This window comes from Mesorhizobium sp. LEGMi-168a, assembly GCF_058312955.1.
The window spans coordinates 16,963-31,293 of the sequence record NZ_JBZEGV010000019.1 but is presented as its reverse complement, the minus strand read 5'-3'; the positions used below and the strand labels follow the sequence as shown (position 1 = coordinate 31,293).

Here is a 14,331-nt window from a genome sequence, read left to right as displayed (position 1 = left end):
AGCCTCAGATCCCGGAGGCCAGTGCGGCGCCGAGCGCGTCGAGCAGTTCGCCTGTTCCGTGTTCGCGCGTGGCTGACGTATCGTGACCGTCGAAGAAGGCGCCCTGCTCCGTCAGTATCAGTCGCGTACCCTGGCCTTCCGCGATGAGCTCGATCGTCGCAAGCGACACCGAGACGCAGGTTTCGCCGAACAGCAGCTCATAGCTGTAGACGATGCGCTGGTTCGGCACGATGTCCTGGTAGACCGCGTTGAAGAAATGCATCTGCCCGTCGCTCGGGCAACCAGCGTTCGCTTCCTTGCCGCCGACGCGAAAGTCCATTTCATGCCGGCTCGGCATCGGATTGTCGGGATCGACAAACCAGCGCTTCTTGGCGGCCGGATCGCTTAGCGCGAAATAGACCTTTTCGGGCGCCGCCGGATAAACGCGCTCAATGACGAAGGTGGAGTGGACGACGGATCGTTCGGTCATGACGGCTTCCTTCACTTTTCTTGCTTGGTCTCGGCGAGGAAATCGCCCAGTCGATCCAGCCGGCGCTCCCAGGCGAGGCGCCGCTCGTTGATCCAGCGCTCGGCGGCCCTGAGCGCCTGCGGCTCGATCCGGCAGGTGCGCACCCGGCCAAGCTTTTCGGTGCTCACCAGGCCGCTCGCCTCGAGCACGTTGAGGTGCTGGACGACGGCCGACAGCGACATTGCCAGCGGTTCGGCAAGCTGACTGACCGAGGCCGGCCCGCGCGACAGGCGTTCCACCATCTGGCGCCGCGCGGGATCGGCGAGCGCCTGGAACATCAGGTCCAGCTGGGCGGGATCGTGCAGCATCGCTGGCTAGCCGTTATTGTACGGGAAGAGCTTGAAATAGGGCTGCGCTTCCTCGATCACACGAGCGAAAGCCGGGCGCGCGAGCAGACGATCGTGGTAGCGTTTCACGGCGGGGAATTTGTCGCCAAACGGCTCGACCTTGTTGGCGTAGAACAGCGCCGGCGAGGCCGCGCAGTCGGCCATGGTGAAGGTCTCGCCAACCGCCCAGAGCTTTCCCTGCATCTCCTGTTCGACGATGGCGTAGGAATTGCGCAGCTGCGCGCGCGCCTCCTCGACCCCGAACGGATCGGTCTTGTCCCTTGGCCGCAGCCGGTCGGCGACGATCTTCTGCATCGGCTGCTGCACGTAGAAGTCGTAGAAGCGGTCGGTCTGGCGGACCTTGATGGCGAGGTCGATGTCGGTGGGGACGAGCTCGACCGGGCCGGGGTAGTAGGCGGTGAGATATTCGATGACGATGGTCGATTCCAGCATCGTGCGGTCCCGCGCGTCGTCGCGCAAGGCCGGCATCTTGCCGGTCGGCGAAACCTTCAGGAAAGCCGCGCGCGATTGCTCGTCGCCAAGATCGACGATCACAGGCCTGAAGGGCGTGTCGTTCTCATAGAACGCGATCAGCGGCTTCCAGCAGAAGGAAGCAAGTGGGTGGAAATGCAGCGTCAGGGACATTTTTTCTCCGGTCGGTCGGACGTCGAGGCAATACTGAAGTAACAACTTAACTATTTTCATAGACCGCCGGAGTCAAGGCCGGCCGTTGCCGGCTAGAGCAATTCCAGGAAAAGTGCGCAGCGGTTTTCCGTCCGGAGTTGCGGAAAAACAAATAGTTAGAGCAGTTCGGCGTTTCCATGAAACGATGAACTGCTCTAGCGATGCGTCGTGATGGCTTCGATGATTTGCGGCCAGTCGTTGCGGTGCAGTTCGTGGCCGCCGCCTTCGATCCGCACCAGCCTGGCGCCGGCAACCGCCTTGGCGAGCGCCTCGCCATGCTCGATCGGGAAGAGCGGATCGGCGGTGCCGTGGATGACGAGCAGCGGCACCATCAGGTCCTTTATCCGCCGCTCCGGCCCGCTGCCTTTGAGCAGGAAATGGTTGGAGGCGCTGGCGAGGCCGCCGGAACGGTCGTAATCTTCCTCGATCGCCGCGCGTGTCCGCTCCTGGTCGAACGGATGCAAGGTGCTGGCAATGGCGCGAGCGTCCTTGACCATGAAGTCGAGCACCTGTCCCCGGTTCGACCAGTCGACATTGGCGCCTTCCGCGAAATGCTCCTTGTAGGCCTGGCTTGCCCCCGGCAACCCGGACGTATCGACGCCGAGCGGCGAACTGGAAATCACGGTGAGCGCGCTGACGCGCTCGGGATATTTCAGCGCGACGATCTGGGCGATCATGCCGCCCATCGACATGCCGACGACATGTGCCTGACGGATGTCGTGATCGTCGAGCACGCGGACGGCATCGGCGTCCATGTCCTCGAACGTGTAGGGCGGTTCGCCCGGTGTGTATTTGGTCGAGAGACCCGTATCGCGATTGTCGTAGCGGATGACGAAGCGGCCGCGTGCGGCAAGCTGCCGGCAGAAGACTTCCGGCCACCAGAGCATGGAGGCCATGGCGCCCATGACCAGAAGGATCGCCGGATCGGCCGGATCGCCGAAACTCTCCGAGACGATTTCAGGACGTGGCAACGCGGTCATCTGCTCCTCCTTCTCTCAATCCGATTGCATTTTGCAATCAGTTGCACGATAATCAAACCGATATCATAATGCAACCGGTTTTTGGGAGACTGTCATGAACACCGAGCACCGCTCCGGCTGCCCGATCAATCTGTCGCTCGAGGTTTTCGGCGACCGCTGGAGCCTGATCATCCTGCGCGACATGATCTTCGGCGGCCGGCGCCATTTCCGCGAGCTGCTCAACGGCTCGATCGAAGGCATCGCCTCCAACATCCTGGCCGACCGGCTGAGGCGGCTGATGGAGCTCGGCCTGCTGACCAAGGCCGACGATCCCAGCCACAAGCAGAAAGCGATCTACAGCCTGACCGAGATGGCGATCACGCTGGTGCCGATCATGGCGCATCTCGGCGCCTGGGGGCGGGTATGGCTTCCGGTCAGCGAGGAGCTGTCGATCCGCGCCGAGCTTCTCGAAAAAGGCGGCCCGCCGCTATGGGAGCAGTTCATGGACGAATTACGCCACGAACATCTCGGCGCGCCGGTGAAGACGCCGCCTGGCACACCAAGCGTGCGCCAGCAACTGCAGGCAGCCTATGAAGAAGTTGTCGCGCGCAAGGCCGAGGCAGCCACGGCGTGAGGCCGCTTCGAGCCGGCCTGCCGGTCAATTGAGGTTGATATCGCGGCTTGCCGACCGCATCGACACCGAGAAGCCGGCCAGCACATCGAACAGCGCGATGATCATCAGCGTGAAGAAGACCGAGTGCGCCGCGCCCTTCACCAGCAGGAACTCGACCAGGAAGGCGACGAAGACCAGCGTCGACAAAAGATGATCCAGGATCGACGCATTGGTGGTGCGCACCGATTTTGAGATTTCAATGAACAGGAACACCAGGCCGATCAGCACCATCAGGTCGCCGAGCGTCATCGAGAACACGCCGCCCGACATCATGCGGAACGAGAACATTTCGATCGCCCATGGATCGTCGCCGCCGCCGAACAACCCGAGCAGTCCGAGATTGTAGAGGACGAAGGGCACGATCAGCAGCGGGATGGCACCGAACATCTGGGCGACTCCAATGAGGCACCCCTTTGTAAAATCCGCGGCAGGCGCGCCGTCAAGAATTTTCAAGCCCTGCGACGAACACGGTCTGAGACCTAATGAAATAACGATGTCAGCCGGTTGCCTGCATTGCGCAGAGATTCCTCAGACGACATGAAGCAATCGCCAAAAACAAAAAGACCGGCCAGGGGCCGGTCTTTTGAAACGTCACAAACGTGGAAGCTGCTCAGCTTTCCTTCGGCTCCAGAACCTGGCGGCCGCGATACATGCCGGTCTTCAGGTCGATGTGGTGCGGGCGGCGCATTTCGCCGGAATTCTTGTCCTCGACATAGGTCGGGGCCTTGAGAGCGTCGGCCGAGCGGCGCATGCCGCGCTTCGACGGAGAAGTTTTTCTTTTTGGAACGGCCATGGATATGCTCCACTACATGGTCAAAATGCCCCGGCAACCCTCGCGAAAGGGCCGCATCGAGGCCATAATCTGAGAAAGTGGGGTGCCTATACACGCCTTGCGCCGTTTTGGCCAGCGCCGCTGGCGAAATTTTTTGAGCCGCCGCTTCGCCCTAACTCTTCCGCAGGACAGAGTCCGCCGGCTGCACTGTGGTTATCGGATCGGCGTGCCGATGGATGAGCTTCCAGCCGCCTTCTTCGTGGCGAAAGATGCTCGTAGCCCGAAGAGATACCGGGGAGACATCCTTGCGCCCGCCCACCTTGGATTGGAGCCGCTCTACTTCGACGATGTAGGCGAGACCGGGGGTCACGTATTTCGAGATGGTGTCGAAGCCGATAGCATTGCCGTCCCGGTAATGCGATGCTGCACGCTTCATCGTCTCAACGACTTGCGTCAATCCGCGCGCGAAAGGCCCGAAGGGGTTGCCGAGGGTGACATCGTCTTGTTCGGAGAGCAGCTGCTCGGCGGGCTCGTAGTCTCCCTGCATGAACGCGCCGAGCGCCCGGTGGTATTGCTCGACGACCTGTTCGAGATCGTTGGTGGTGTTCATCGATCCGCTCCTTCTGATCGCGGATAAGGCTGACGCGAGGTTCGTTACGCCACCCCGTCAGCACCGCAAGAATCCCCCTTGAGCGAATGAACGTCAACCGTCCCTAATCAAGGCAACCGACATAGGCGCCGGAACGGCCTGCGCGCCGCTCGATCAGATTGGCGAGCCGCCTCAACCCCGGGCCGGGCCTGGCCGGATTGCGCGCGATCGGGTTGGGCAGGCTGACGGCGAGCAGCGCCGCCTGCCGGCGCGACAATTGCTTGGCCGAGACGCCGAAATGATGCTGCGCGGCGGCCTCGATGCCGTAGATGCCCGGCCCCCACTCGGCGATGTTGAGATAGATCTCCATGATACGCCGCTTCGACATCACCGCGTCGAAATAGATGGCCAGAGGCAGCTCGACCACCTTGCGCACACTGCCCAGCGGCCGCGACCACAAGAACAGGTTCTTGACCGTCTGCATGGTGATGGTGGAGGCGCCGCGCGTCGCCTCGCCGGCCAGCGCATCGTCGACCACGCCGCGCAATTCGCCGAGATCGACGCCGCGGTGGAAGCAGAACTGCCCGTCCTCCGACATGATCACCGAATGCGCCAGCACCGGCGCCACGTCGTCGATCGACACCCAACGCCGGTCGTAGCCGGAGAAGGTCGCGAGATCCTTCAGCATCAGTGTCGAGACAGGATGCACGAAGGACGGCAGATAGAGGAATGTGAGCACGACTGGTATCGCCGCCAGCACGATCGCCGCGACCAGGCAACGCCGGCCAAGGCGCTTGAGACCGGCGCGGTTCAGGCGCCGCGGTCGCACCATGTCCAGCCCTTCGCTTTCATGTTCGACGATCGGTTCCGTCAAGCCGCCCCACCCGTGCCACGCGCTCAACGGCATAAAGGTGCCGGGCTTCTTGCGCAATGTCTGAGTGTCGGCTACCGGTCCCGGCCATGATGAAAGACGACCAGACGGCCTTCGAAACCGCGCTTTTCGCGCACGCCGCCGCAATCGAGGTTCTGCTGCGGCAGATCCTCGATGCGCCCCTGCTTTCCGGCGAAATAGCCCGGCCGGAGCGCCTGATGGCGGCCATGCGCCATGGCGTTCTCAACGGAGGCAAGCGGCTCCGCCCTTTTCTGGTGATGGAAAGTGCGGCCCTTTTCTCCGCCGATGGCGAGGCGGCGTTGCGCATTGCTGCGGCGCTCGAATGCGTGCATTGCTATTCGCTGATCCATGACGATCTGCCGTCTATGGACGACGACGATTTGCGCCGCGGCCAGCCGACGGTGCACAAAGCCTTCGACGAGGCGACCGCGATCCTGGCCGGCGACGCGCTGCTGACCTTGGCCTTCGACATCATCGCCGACGAGGCGACCGCGCTGCCGGCCGAGCGCCGGGCGGCGCTCGTGCTGGCGCTGGCGCGCGCCGCCGGCGCCGGCGGCATGGTCGGCGGCCAGACGCTCGACCTCGAGGCCGAGCGCAAGCGGCCGGACGAAGCCGGCATCATCCGGCTGCAGGCGATGAAGACCGGCGCGCTGATCCGCTTCGCCTGCGAGGCGGGCGCCATCGTTGCCGGCGCGCCGGCCGCGGATCGTGAAAGACTGGCGGAATTCGGCTCGGCAATCGGCCTTGCCTTCCAGCTTGCCGACGACCTGCTCGATCTGACAGCCGACGAAAAGCGGATGGGCAAGGCGACGAAGAAAGACGCCGCCGCCGGCAAGGCGACGCTTGCCGCGCTGCACGGGCCGGACTGGGCGCGCGGGCAGCTCCACGGCCTGATCGATCAGGCGCATGCGCTGCTCGAGCCCTATGGCGAGCAGGCGGATATGCTGAAGGCCGCCGCGACTTTCGTGGCGACGCGGAGCAGCTGAAGCAGGCACGGGCCGACGACGGGTTATGCCGGCCCAGCGCCGATCCGGTTTCATAGCTTTGCCTCGGCGAAAATGCGGGATGCCCATTCCAGGAAAACACGCAGCCGCGGCGCGAGCTGCCGGTTCTGTGGATAGAGCGCCGACAGCGGCGTCGGCGTCGGCGGAAAATCCTTGAGCACCTCGACCAGCGTCCCATCCGCCAGATCCCTTTCGAGCCGGTAACGCGGTGCCTGCAGAAGGCCGAAGCCCAGCCGCGCCAACGCGGCCGCGGTGTCCGAGTTGTTGACCCTCACCCGGCCTGGCAACGCAAGCCGGTGCACCCTTGCGCCGATCGTGAACTCCAGCGGCAGGACCTCGCCCGTCCGTGAGGAGACGAACCCGATGGCCCGATGGCCATCCAGCGCGTCGGGCGATGCCGGCACTCCGTGGCGCTTCAGATAGCTCGGGCTCGCGCAGGTGATTTCGCCGATCATCGCCAACCGTCGCATGATCATGCCGCTGTCCTGCAACTCGCCGGCGCGAATGACGCAATCGACGCCTTCGCGCACCAGATCGACCAGCCGGTCGCCCTGGCCGATATGCAGATCGACCTCAGGATAACGTTCGAGGAACGCAGGCAATTCCGGCAGCAGGAATCGCTGCGTCAGCAGCGGATGCGCATCGATGCGCAACAGGCCGCGCGGTTCGGCGCTGCGGAACCCGGCTTCGGCATCCTCCACTTCACCCAGGATCGAAAGGCAGCGCTCGTAATAGGCCTGCCCGTCGAGCGTCGTGGCGACGTGGCGCGTGGTCCTGTCCAGCAGCCTCGTGCCCAGATGATCTTCCAGCTGCTTGATCGCTTCGGTTGCGGTCGAGCGCGGGAGGCCGAGATCGGCGGCGGCCGCGGTGAAATTGCGCCGCTCCACCACGCGCACGAACAGCCGCATCCTGTCGAGTCGATCCATGCCGGATTGTTCGACCAATCCGAATACTGCTGTCAATAGCGGGCCGATTATCCGACCGGCGTAACAATCTATATTCGCTCCAGAACAACGAACGGAGATCAATCATGCAAAACATGCGGACAAGAACGGCGATCGTGACCGGTGCGTCGAGAGGCATCGGTGCGGCGATCGCCAAGCGGCTCGCCCAGGACGGCATTGCGGTCGTCGTCAACTACGCGCGTGGCAAGGACGATGCCGAGGCGGTCGTTTCCGCCATTGAGGCTGCCGGCGGCACGGCCCTTGCGGTCCAGGCCGACATCGGCGAGCCGGCCGCCATGGGCGCTTTGTTCGATGCAGCCGAAAAGGCTTTCGGTGGGGTCGACATTCTCGTCAACAACGCCGGCATGATGAGGCTCTCGCCGGTCGCCGAGACCGACGACGCGGCGTTCGAACGCCAGGTCGCCATCAATCTCGGCGGTCCGTTCCGCGGCATGCGCGAAGCCGCCCGACGCCTGAACGAAGGCGGACGCATTATCAACTTTTCCTCGAGCGTGGTGGGTTTCTACCAGCCGGCCTATGGCGTCTACGCGGCGACCAAGGCCGGCGTCGAAGCCATGACGCATGTTCTGGCCAAGGAACTCGGCCCGCGCCGCATCACGGTCAACGCCGTCGCGCCCGGCCCTGTCGGGACGGATCTCTTCATGGACGGCAAGAGTGCCGCGCAGATCGAGGCGATAACGAAACTCATCCCGCTCGGCCGCCTCGGCCAGCCCGACGACATCGCCGGGCTCGTCGCCTTCCTCGCCGGTCCCGACAGCCAATGGGTCAACGGCCAGGTCATCCGCGCCAATGGCGGCGCGATCTAGCAGCAATTCCAGCAGAAGCGCGCAGCGGTTTTGCGTCCGGAATTGCATAAAAAACAAAAAGATAGAGGCAGTCATGCAGCAGACGATTCTTATCACCGGAGCATCGAGCGGCTTCGGCGCGATGACAGCGAAGGCGCTCGCCAGAGCCGGTCACCGGGTCTATGCCTCGATGCGGGACCCGCTGGCGCGCGGCGGCGCCGCGGCGGCCGAAATGGAAAGGCTGGCGCGCGAGGAGAAATTGGCGCTCCGCGCCGTCGCGCTGGACGTGCTGTCGGAACCATCGATCGAGGCCGCCGTCAAAACGATCCTCGCGGAAGCCGCCAGCATCGACGTCGTCATCCACAATGCTGGCCACATGGTGTTCGGGCCGACCGAGGCCTTCACGCCGGAGCAACTGGCCGCGCTCTACGACGTCAATGTCCTCGGCACCCAGCGCGTCAACCGGGCGATCCTTCCGCATATGCGTTCGCTCGGTCGAGCCCAAATGATATGGGTCGGATCGAGCAGCACGCGCGGCGGCACGCCGCCGTTCCTCGCGCCATATTTCGCCGCCAAGGCGGGCATGGATGCGCTGGCGCAAAGCTACGCGCTCGAACTTGCCCGTTTCGGCATCGAGACGACCATCGTGGTGCCGGGCGCGTTCACAAAGGGTACGGAGCATTTCGCCCACTCCGGCAAACCAGCCGACACCGAACGCGCCGCCGCCTATTGGTCGGGACCTTATGCCGGTGTGGACGACCAGGCGCTCCACGGCCTTGCCGGGCTGGAGCCCGCCGATGCCGATCCTTCGGAAGTCGCCCGCGCCATCGTCGATCTCGTCGCGATGCCGCATGGCCACCGGCCGTTGCGTGTCCACATCGATCCGTCCGATGACGGCGCGGCCATCGTCAACGGCGTCGCCGACCGCGTCCGGGCGCAGCTTCTGGAGCGCATCGGCCTCGCCGACCTTCTCCATCCGGCGCCGTGAAATCCAACCCGAAGAGGAACCTGGAAATGCCCTTTGCCAACTTCAAGACGCCGCAGGCCGCGCTTACGAAAGCGCAGAAGGAAGACCTCGTCCACAGGACCACGCAGATGTTCGTCGACTATTTCGGCGAGGGCGTGCGCCCCTACACCATGGTGCTGATCGAAGAAGTTCCTGATGGAGGCTACGGCCGCGCCGACGAAGTCTTCATTCTTCCCGACGCCTACCGGGCGAAGGATACCGCCTGATTTGAACCGGGGCGGGCCGCCTGCTGCGTGGCCCGCCTCACTTGATCCCGGCATCGGTCATCCTGGCGGCGCCAACGAAATCTTAATGTAAATCAAGCGTAATCCCGACCGTTAAAATCGTGCGTATGGGTTTGGGGTTGCGCATGCCGGAATATTCCTCCTTCATCCGGTCGATCCGGATTCGTTACTTTTCAGGATTGCTGGTTTTCGCGCTGGCCTCGGCCGCCGTCATGTTCGCGCTCAACCGCGTGAATTCATACCGCCACGAAGTCGACGCTCTCAGCGGCAATTTCGTCGTCTTCTCCCGCGATCTGCGCAACGCCACCAATTTCGCCGAAACGACGGGAACGGCCTGGCGGGCCGAGACCCGCGATGCGCTGACCGCCGCCGCGCGCGGCCATTCCGAACGCCTGATGGGCGAGATCGAGATCCTCAACGCGCAGCTTGCCGCGATCAGACCGCGCCTGTCGAGCGGCACTCTCAACGCGCTGGAATCGGCTTCGGTGAACGGCGACCTGTTCTGGTCGACGCGCGACATGGTGCGCAATTTCAACCTGATGTCGGTGGCCCAGAAAGTCGACGAATGGAGCTATCGCGAGATCCGCAACCAGAACGACCTTTTCGCCCAGCCGATGCTGGTGCGCGTGCGCACCGCGCTCGATGAGGAGCGGCGCCTCGCCGACGCCTCCAGCGACCGGTTGTTGTTGTGGGCGAGCGGCCTGCTGTTTGCCGTGATCGCCGTCGCCGCGGTTCTGATCTTCCGGCCGATGGAGAATGCGATCCGCCGCGCCTTCGCCGAGACCGCCGCATCGCTGTTCAAGGCGGAGGCGGCGGACCGCGCCAAGTCGGAATTCCTCGCCAATATGAGCCATGAGATCCGCACGCCGATGAACGGGGTGCTCGGTATGGCCGAGCTTCTTGCCAAGACCGAGCTGACGCCGCGCCAGAAGACCTTTACCGACGTCATCGTCAAATCCGGCAACGCGCTGCTCACCATCATCAACGACATCCTCGATTTCTCGAAGATCAATGCCGGCCAGCTGACGCTCGACCCCGCTCCCTTCCGCCTGGCCGAAGCGGTCGAGGACGTGGCGACGCTGGTGTCGGCCCGCGTTGCCGAAAAGAACCTCGAGCTCATCGTACGCGTCGATCCGCGCCTGCCGGGCTTCGTCGTCGGCGATGCCGGGCGCTTCCGCCAGATCGTCACCAACCTGCTCGGCAACGCGGTGAAGTTCACCGAGAAGGGGCATGTGCTGATCGATGTCGGCGGCGATGTCGTCGACGGCGCGGTCCAGTTGAAGGTCCGCGTCGAGGACACCGGCATCGGCATCCCGGCCGAGAAGCTGCAGAGCGTGTTCGAGAAATTCGCCCAGGTCGACGGCTCGTCCACCCGCCGCCACGAGGGCACCGGCCTCGGCCTCGCCATCTCCGCCCGCCTGGTCGACCTGATGGGCGGCAAGATCGGCGTCGAAAGCGAGATCGGCCGCGGCTCGGTCTTCTGGTTCGCCGTGCCGCTGCCGGTGCATAAGCAGGGCGCGCGCGACGAGATCGTGCCGGTCGACGTCACCGGCGCGCGCGTGCTCGTCATCGACGACAACCCCGTCAACCGCGAGATCCTGCTGGAGCAGCTCAGAAGCTGGAGCTTCGACTGCGCCGCCGCCGAAAGCGGCGCCGTCGGCCTCGCCTTCCTCGACCGTGCCTGCCAGCTCGGCGCCTCGGTCGACTGCATCATCCTCGACTATCAGATGCCCGGCATGAACGGCGCCGATGTCGCCAGAGCCATTGCCGCCGACAACCGCCTTTCTTCCATTCCGGTCGTGCTTCTGACCTCGGTCGACCAGGTCGATTTCGGCAGGATGGTGATCGATTTCGGCATCGTCGCGCATCTCACCAAGCCAGCGCGCTCGGCGGTGCTGCTCGGCACCGTGATCTCCGCCATCCAGAAGGCGCGCACGCAGGGCGCCAAGGCGCATTTCGTGCGCGAACCGGCCGTGGCCCAGGCAGCTCCACCGGCTTTCACCGTCATCCGCGGCCCGGCCGTTCCGGTCCCCACGGCGCCGGAATCGACTGCAGCGCCGAGCGGCCCGATCGATATCCTGATCGCCGAGGACAATGACGTGAACCAGCTGGTCTTCGGCCAGATCCTCAACGGGCTTGGCTTGAGCTACCGCATCGCCGGCAACGGCCGCACCGCGGTCGAGATGTACCGCTCGCTGCGGCCGCGGCTGGTGCTGATGGACGTCTCCATGCCGGAGCTGAACGGCTATGAGGCGACGCGCGCCATCCGCGCGATCGAAGGGCAGAACGGCAGCCATACGCCGATCATCGGCGTCACCGCGCACGCGCTCAAGGGCGACCGCGAAAAATGCATCGAGGCCGGCATGGACGACTACCTGCCGAAGCCGGTCTCGCCCGACCGCCTCGGCGCCAAGATCGGCACCTGGCTCAGCGAGACGGTGACGGCGAAGACGGCTTGAGGTTAAGGATCAGGTCGCGACAACGACCTGACGCCGAGTTCCTTCGCGCCCCCCTCTGTCTGCCGGACATCTCCCCCACTTGGGGGGAGACCGGCAGCTTCCGCGCCCCGCCAATTCTGCAACGCCGGTGATTGGTGAAAGCCGAGGCGAAGTCCAATCTCCCCCCAAGTGGGGGAGATGGCCGGCAGGCCAGAGGGGGGCGCTGTCCCGCCAGCATCTCCAATTTTCTTTGCGGTGTCGCCTACCGGTTGCGCAGCACCACGCATGCGCCGCCGACGCTATGGAGCTTGCCGCAAATGCCGTTGGCCTCAGCCCGCGAGTCGGCGCCGATCCTGACCGCATAGATGCCGCGCCGGCCGATGGGCGTGCGCACGCGGCTCACCACCGTATCATGGCTGGCCAGAAGAGCCGGGAAGCGGCCGCGGACTCTCAGCCACTGGCCGATCGCAGCGGAGCGGCGGAAATTGCCGGCCACCTGCACGCCCCACGGCTTGACGTTGATCGAGGCCATGGCGACGGTCTGCGACATGATCACCGGCAGCCGGCGGCAGGCGACCGCGAAGCTCGTCTTCGGATCGAGCGGCTGGATGGCGCCGGCGTAAGCGGCGTCGGAAAACTTGTCGACCGGCTCGCCCATGACGTCGAAGACGTAGCTTTCCGTCTCCATTGGCAGGAAGCCGCCGGAGGAGAGCCAGCGCGACACCCGGTTCTCGCCGGCATTGTAGGCGGCCGCAGCGAGGCCGAGGTTGCCGTAGCCTACCTTCATCTCGGCAAGATATTTCGCCGAAGCCGGGATGGCCTGCCCGATGTCGAAGGGATCGGCAAGCCCGCGCAGCTTGGCCGTGCCTGGCATGAACTGCGCGATGCCTTCGGCGCCCACCGGACTGACCGCATTGGGATCGAAGCGGCTCTCCTTCCAGATCAGCCTGGCGAAGAAATCCTTGGGCAGGCTGTTTTGCTCGGCCTCAGTCTCGATCAAATCGCAGACGCGGGAAATCAGCCGTTTGGCGGCCGATTGCGGCGGATCGGCCAGCGCCTGGCCGGCTGAGTTCAGCCCTAAAAGCAGGAAAAGCGTCGCCTTCAACAAACGACGCATGGGCTCATTCCGCCGCGGCTTTGCCGTGTCCGTACCGCTGCTCGATATAGTCGGCGACCATTTTCTCGAAATCCTGCGCGATCGAGGGGCCGCGCAGCGTCGCCGCCTTCTTGCCGTCGATGAAGACCGGCGCCGTCGGCGTTTCGCCGGTGCCCGGCAACGAAATGCCGATATCGGCATGCTTGGATTCGCCCGGGCCGTTGACGATGCAGCCCATCACCGCGACCTTGAGGTTCTCGACGCCGGGATATTTTTCGCGCCACACCGGCATGTTCTTGCGGATGTCGGCCTGGATGCTCTGGGCCAATTCCTGGAACACGGTGGACGTCGTGCGGCCGCAGCCGGGGCACGCGGCGACGATCGGCACGAATTGGCGGAACCCCATGGTCTGCAAGAGTTCCTGCGACACCTGCACCTCGCGGGTGCGGTCGCCGTTCGGCTCCGGCGTCAGCGAGATGCGGATCGTGTCGCCGATGCCTTGCTGCAGGAGGATGCCCATCGCCGCGGAAGAGGCGACGATGCCCTTGGTGCCCATCCCGGCTTCGGTCAGGCCAAGATGCAGCGCATGGTCGGAGCGTGTGGCAAGCTCGGTATAGACGGCGATCAGGTCTTGCACGCCGCTCACCTTGGCCGACAGGATGATCTTGTCGCGGCCAAGCCCAATCTCTTCCGCCATCTCGGCCGACAGGATCGCCGACTGCACGATCGCCTCGCGGGTGACTTCCTGCGCGGTAAGCGGCGAGCCCTGGGCCTGGTTCTCGTCCATCAGCCGGGTCAAGAGCTCCTGGTCGAGCGAGCCCCAGTTGACGCCGATGCGCACCGGTTTGTCGTATCTGATCGCCATCTCGACGATCGCGGCGAACTGCCGATCCTTCTTCTCCTTGAAGCCGACATTGCCGGGATTGATGCGGTATTTCGCCAGCGCCTCGGCGCAGGCCGGGTGATCGGCGAGCAGCTTGTGGCCGATATAGTGGAAATCGCCGACCAGCGGCACGTTGACGCCGAGCCTCAACAGCCTTTCCTGGATGCGCGGCACGGCGGCGGCGCTCTCGTCGCGATCGACGGTGATGCGCACGATCTCCGAGCCGGCGCGATGGAGCGCCCCGACCTGGGCGACGGTCTGGTCGACATCGGCGGTGTCGGTGTTGGTCATCGACTGCACGACGACCGGCGCGCCGCCGCCGACCATCACGCCGCCGACGTCGACGCCGACAGATGCCCGGCGCGGGAAAGGAGAAGAAAAATATCCGGTCATGCCGGCCGCCTTTTGCTTGGAGCAGAACTGCTCAAGGGTCCGGGCATGAGGTGGAGGAGCAAAGAAGGCTTGTCAATGGCAACGGACAAGTGGCCAGTCAAATCGGCTGCCTG

The 14,331-nt window shown here is 64.4% G+C and carries 17 protein-coding genes; 6 read left to right on the top strand and 11 right to left on the bottom strand.

Going from position 1 to position 14,331, the window contains the following annotated elements; translation table 11 throughout:
• Positions 1-4: 4 nt before the first annotated feature.
• The 4 genes from AC4FWB_RS22570 to AC4FWB_RS22555 all read right to left on the bottom strand — a co-directional run bounded on the left by AC4FWB_RS22570 (position 5) and on the right by AC4FWB_RS22555 (position 2,498).
• Positions 5-469, bottom strand: coding sequence for an SRPBCC family protein (locus AC4FWB_RS22570; protein WP_491028453.1), 465 nt, complete (start codon positions 467-469; stop codon positions 5-7).
• Between the two features lie 11 nt (positions 470-480).
• Positions 481-816 carry an ArsR/SmtB family transcription factor gene (locus tag AC4FWB_RS22565; protein WP_491028452.1) on the bottom strand — a complete coding sequence of 112 codons (336 nt, stop codon included), beginning with the start codon at positions 814-816 and terminating at the stop codon, positions 481-483.
• A gap of 6 nt (positions 817-822) precedes the next feature.
• Positions 823-1,479, bottom strand: coding sequence for a glutathione S-transferase family protein (locus AC4FWB_RS22560; RefSeq protein ID WP_491028451.1), 657 nt, complete (start codon positions 1,477-1,479; stop codon positions 823-825).
• Between the two features lie 194 nt (positions 1,480-1,673).
• Positions 1,674-2,498 carry an alpha/beta fold hydrolase gene (locus AC4FWB_RS22555; protein ID WP_491028450.1) on the bottom strand — a complete coding sequence of 275 codons (825 nt, stop codon included), beginning with the start codon at positions 2,496-2,498 and terminating at the stop codon, positions 1,674-1,676.
• A gap of 94 nt (positions 2,499-2,592) precedes the next feature.
• Between AC4FWB_RS22555 and AC4FWB_RS22550 the strand changes: the two genes are divergently transcribed.
• Complete coding sequence (locus AC4FWB_RS22550) at positions 2,593-3,111, top strand: winged helix-turn-helix transcriptional regulator (protein WP_491028449.1); 519 nt, start codon at positions 2,593-2,595, stop codon at positions 3,109-3,111.
• A 24-nt stretch (positions 3,112-3,135) separates the two neighbouring features.
• Here the strand turns inward: AC4FWB_RS22550 and AC4FWB_RS22545 are convergent, their stop codons facing one another.
• The 4 genes from AC4FWB_RS22545 to AC4FWB_RS22530 all read right to left on the bottom strand — a co-directional run bounded on the left by AC4FWB_RS22545 (position 3,136) and on the right by AC4FWB_RS22530 (position 5,343).
• Entirely contained in the window at positions 3,136-3,537 is a 402-nt protein-coding gene (locus AC4FWB_RS22545; protein ID WP_491028448.1) for a hypothetical protein, read from the bottom strand.
• Positions 3,538-3,760: 223 nt separating this feature from the next.
• Positions 3,761-3,943: a 50S ribosomal protein L32 gene (rpmF, locus tag AC4FWB_RS22540; protein WP_006203806.1), complete on the bottom strand. Its 183-nt coding sequence runs from the start codon at positions 3,941-3,943 to the stop codon at positions 3,761-3,763.
• Positions 3,944-4,094: 151 nt separating this feature from the next.
• Positions 4,095-4,532: a YybH family protein gene (locus AC4FWB_RS22535; RefSeq protein ID WP_491028447.1), complete on the bottom strand. Its 438-nt coding sequence runs from the start codon at positions 4,530-4,532 to the stop codon at positions 4,095-4,097.
• 103 nt (positions 4,533-4,635) lie between these two features.
• The gene (locus AC4FWB_RS22530; protein ID WP_491028533.1) at positions 4,636-5,343 is read right to left on the bottom strand and encodes a transglycosylase domain-containing protein; all 708 of its coding nucleotides are present in this window, start codon (positions 5,341-5,343) and stop codon (positions 4,636-4,638) included.
• 128 nt (positions 5,344-5,471) lie between these two features.
• On the opposite strand from AC4FWB_RS22530, the gene AC4FWB_RS22525 reads away from it, so the two are divergent.
• Positions 5,472-6,389 (top strand): polyprenyl synthetase family protein, encoded by a 918-nt coding sequence (locus AC4FWB_RS22525; protein WP_491028446.1) that lies wholly within the window; start codon positions 5,472-5,474, stop codon positions 6,387-6,389.
• Between the two features lie 50 nt (positions 6,390-6,439).
• On the opposite strand, the gene AC4FWB_RS22520 is transcribed toward AC4FWB_RS22525, so the two are convergent.
• Complete coding sequence (locus AC4FWB_RS22520) at positions 6,440-7,333, bottom strand: LysR family transcriptional regulator (protein ID WP_491028445.1); 894 nt, start codon at positions 7,331-7,333, stop codon at positions 6,440-6,442.
• Positions 7,334-7,437: 104 nt separating this feature from the next.
• Between AC4FWB_RS22520 and AC4FWB_RS22515 the strand changes: the two genes are divergently transcribed.
• From AC4FWB_RS22515 to AC4FWB_RS22500, 4 genes are all read left to right on the top strand, one after another.
• The gene (locus AC4FWB_RS22515; RefSeq protein ID WP_491028444.1) at positions 7,438-8,178 is read left to right on the top strand and encodes an SDR family oxidoreductase; all 741 of its coding nucleotides are present in this window, start codon (positions 7,438-7,440) and stop codon (positions 8,176-8,178) included.
• Between the two features lie 73 nt (positions 8,179-8,251).
• Positions 8,252-9,145, top strand: coding sequence for an SDR family oxidoreductase (locus AC4FWB_RS22510; protein WP_491028443.1), 894 nt, complete (start codon positions 8,252-8,254; stop codon positions 9,143-9,145).
• Between the two features lie 26 nt (positions 9,146-9,171).
• Entirely contained in the window at positions 9,172-9,390 is a 219-nt protein-coding gene (locus AC4FWB_RS22505; RefSeq protein WP_491028442.1) for a tautomerase family protein, read from the top strand.
• Positions 9,391-9,533: 143 nt separating this feature from the next.
• Entirely contained in the window at positions 9,534-11,867 is a 2,334-nt protein-coding gene (locus AC4FWB_RS22500) for a response regulator (protein ID WP_491028441.1), read from the top strand.
• A 241-nt stretch (positions 11,868-12,108) separates the two neighbouring features.
• On the opposite strand, the gene AC4FWB_RS22495 is transcribed toward AC4FWB_RS22500, so the two are convergent.
• Together AC4FWB_RS22495 and ispG are read right to left on the bottom strand one after the other, a co-directional pair.
• Positions 12,109-12,963, bottom strand: coding sequence for a lytic transglycosylase domain-containing protein (locus AC4FWB_RS22495; RefSeq protein WP_491028440.1), 855 nt, complete (start codon positions 12,961-12,963; stop codon positions 12,109-12,111).
• Positions 12,964-12,967: 4 nt separating this feature from the next.
• The gene (gene ispG, locus AC4FWB_RS22490) at positions 12,968-14,218 is read right to left on the bottom strand and encodes a flavodoxin-dependent (E)-4-hydroxy-3-methylbut-2-enyl-diphosphate synthase (RefSeq protein ID WP_491028439.1); all 1,251 of its coding nucleotides are present in this window, start codon (positions 14,216-14,218) and stop codon (positions 12,968-12,970) included.
• Between the last annotated feature and the right edge of the window lie 113 nt (positions 14,219-14,331).

Coding starts and splice junctions, on each gene's coding strand:
- AC4FWB_RS22500 (WP_491028441.1), top strand. CDS start 9,534: ATGCCGGAATATTCCTCCTTCATCCGGTCGATCCGGATTCGTTACTTT.
- AC4FWB_RS22520 (WP_491028445.1), bottom strand. CDS start 7,333: ATGGATCGACTCGACAGGATGCGGCTGTTCGTGCGCGTGGTGGAGCGG.
- AC4FWB_RS22530 (WP_491028533.1), bottom strand. CDS start 5,343: ATGGTGCGACCGCGGCGCCTGAACCGCGCCGGTCTCAAGCGCCTTGGC.
- AC4FWB_RS22550 (WP_491028449.1), top strand. CDS start 2,593: ATGAACACCGAGCACCGCTCCGGCTGCCCGATCAATCTGTCGCTCGAG.
- AC4FWB_RS22525 (WP_491028446.1), top strand. CDS start 5,472: ATGATGAAAGACGACCAGACGGCCTTCGAAACCGCGCTTTTCGCGCAC.
- AC4FWB_RS22535 (WP_491028447.1), bottom strand. CDS start 4,532: ATGAACACCACCAACGATCTCGAACAGGTCGTCGAGCAATACCACCGG.
- AC4FWB_RS22555 (WP_491028450.1), bottom strand. CDS start 2,498: ATGACCGCGTTGCCACGTCCTGAAATCGTCTCGGAGAGTTTCGGCGAT.
- AC4FWB_RS22515 (WP_491028444.1), top strand. CDS start 7,438: ATGCAAAACATGCGGACAAGAACGGCGATCGTGACCGGTGCGTCGAGA.
- AC4FWB_RS22505 (WP_491028442.1), top strand. CDS start 9,172: ATGCCCTTTGCCAACTTCAAGACGCCGCAGGCCGCGCTTACGAAAGCG.
- AC4FWB_RS22495 (WP_491028440.1), bottom strand. CDS start 12,963: ATGCGTCGTTTGTTGAAGGCGACGCTTTTCCTGCTTTTAGGGCTGAAC.
- ispG (WP_491028439.1), bottom strand. CDS start 14,218: ATGACCGGATATTTTTCTTCTCCTTTCCCGCGCCGGGCATCTGTCGGC.
- rpmF (WP_006203806.1), bottom strand. CDS start 3,943: ATGGCCGTTCCAAAAAGAAAAACTTCTCCGTCGAAGCGCGGCATGCGC.
- AC4FWB_RS22560 (WP_491028451.1), bottom strand. CDS start 1,479: ATGTCCCTGACGCTGCATTTCCACCCACTTGCTTCCTTCTGCTGGAAG.
- AC4FWB_RS22570 (WP_491028453.1), bottom strand. CDS start 469: ATGACCGAACGATCCGTCGTCCACTCCACCTTCGTCATTGAGCGCGTT.
- AC4FWB_RS22510 (WP_491028443.1), top strand. CDS start 8,252: ATGCAGCAGACGATTCTTATCACCGGAGCATCGAGCGGCTTCGGCGCG.
- AC4FWB_RS22545 (WP_491028448.1), bottom strand. CDS start 3,537: ATGTTCGGTGCCATCCCGCTGCTGATCGTGCCCTTCGTCCTCTACAAT.
- AC4FWB_RS22565 (WP_491028452.1), bottom strand. CDS start 816: ATGCTGCACGATCCCGCCCAGCTGGACCTGATGTTCCAGGCGCTCGCC.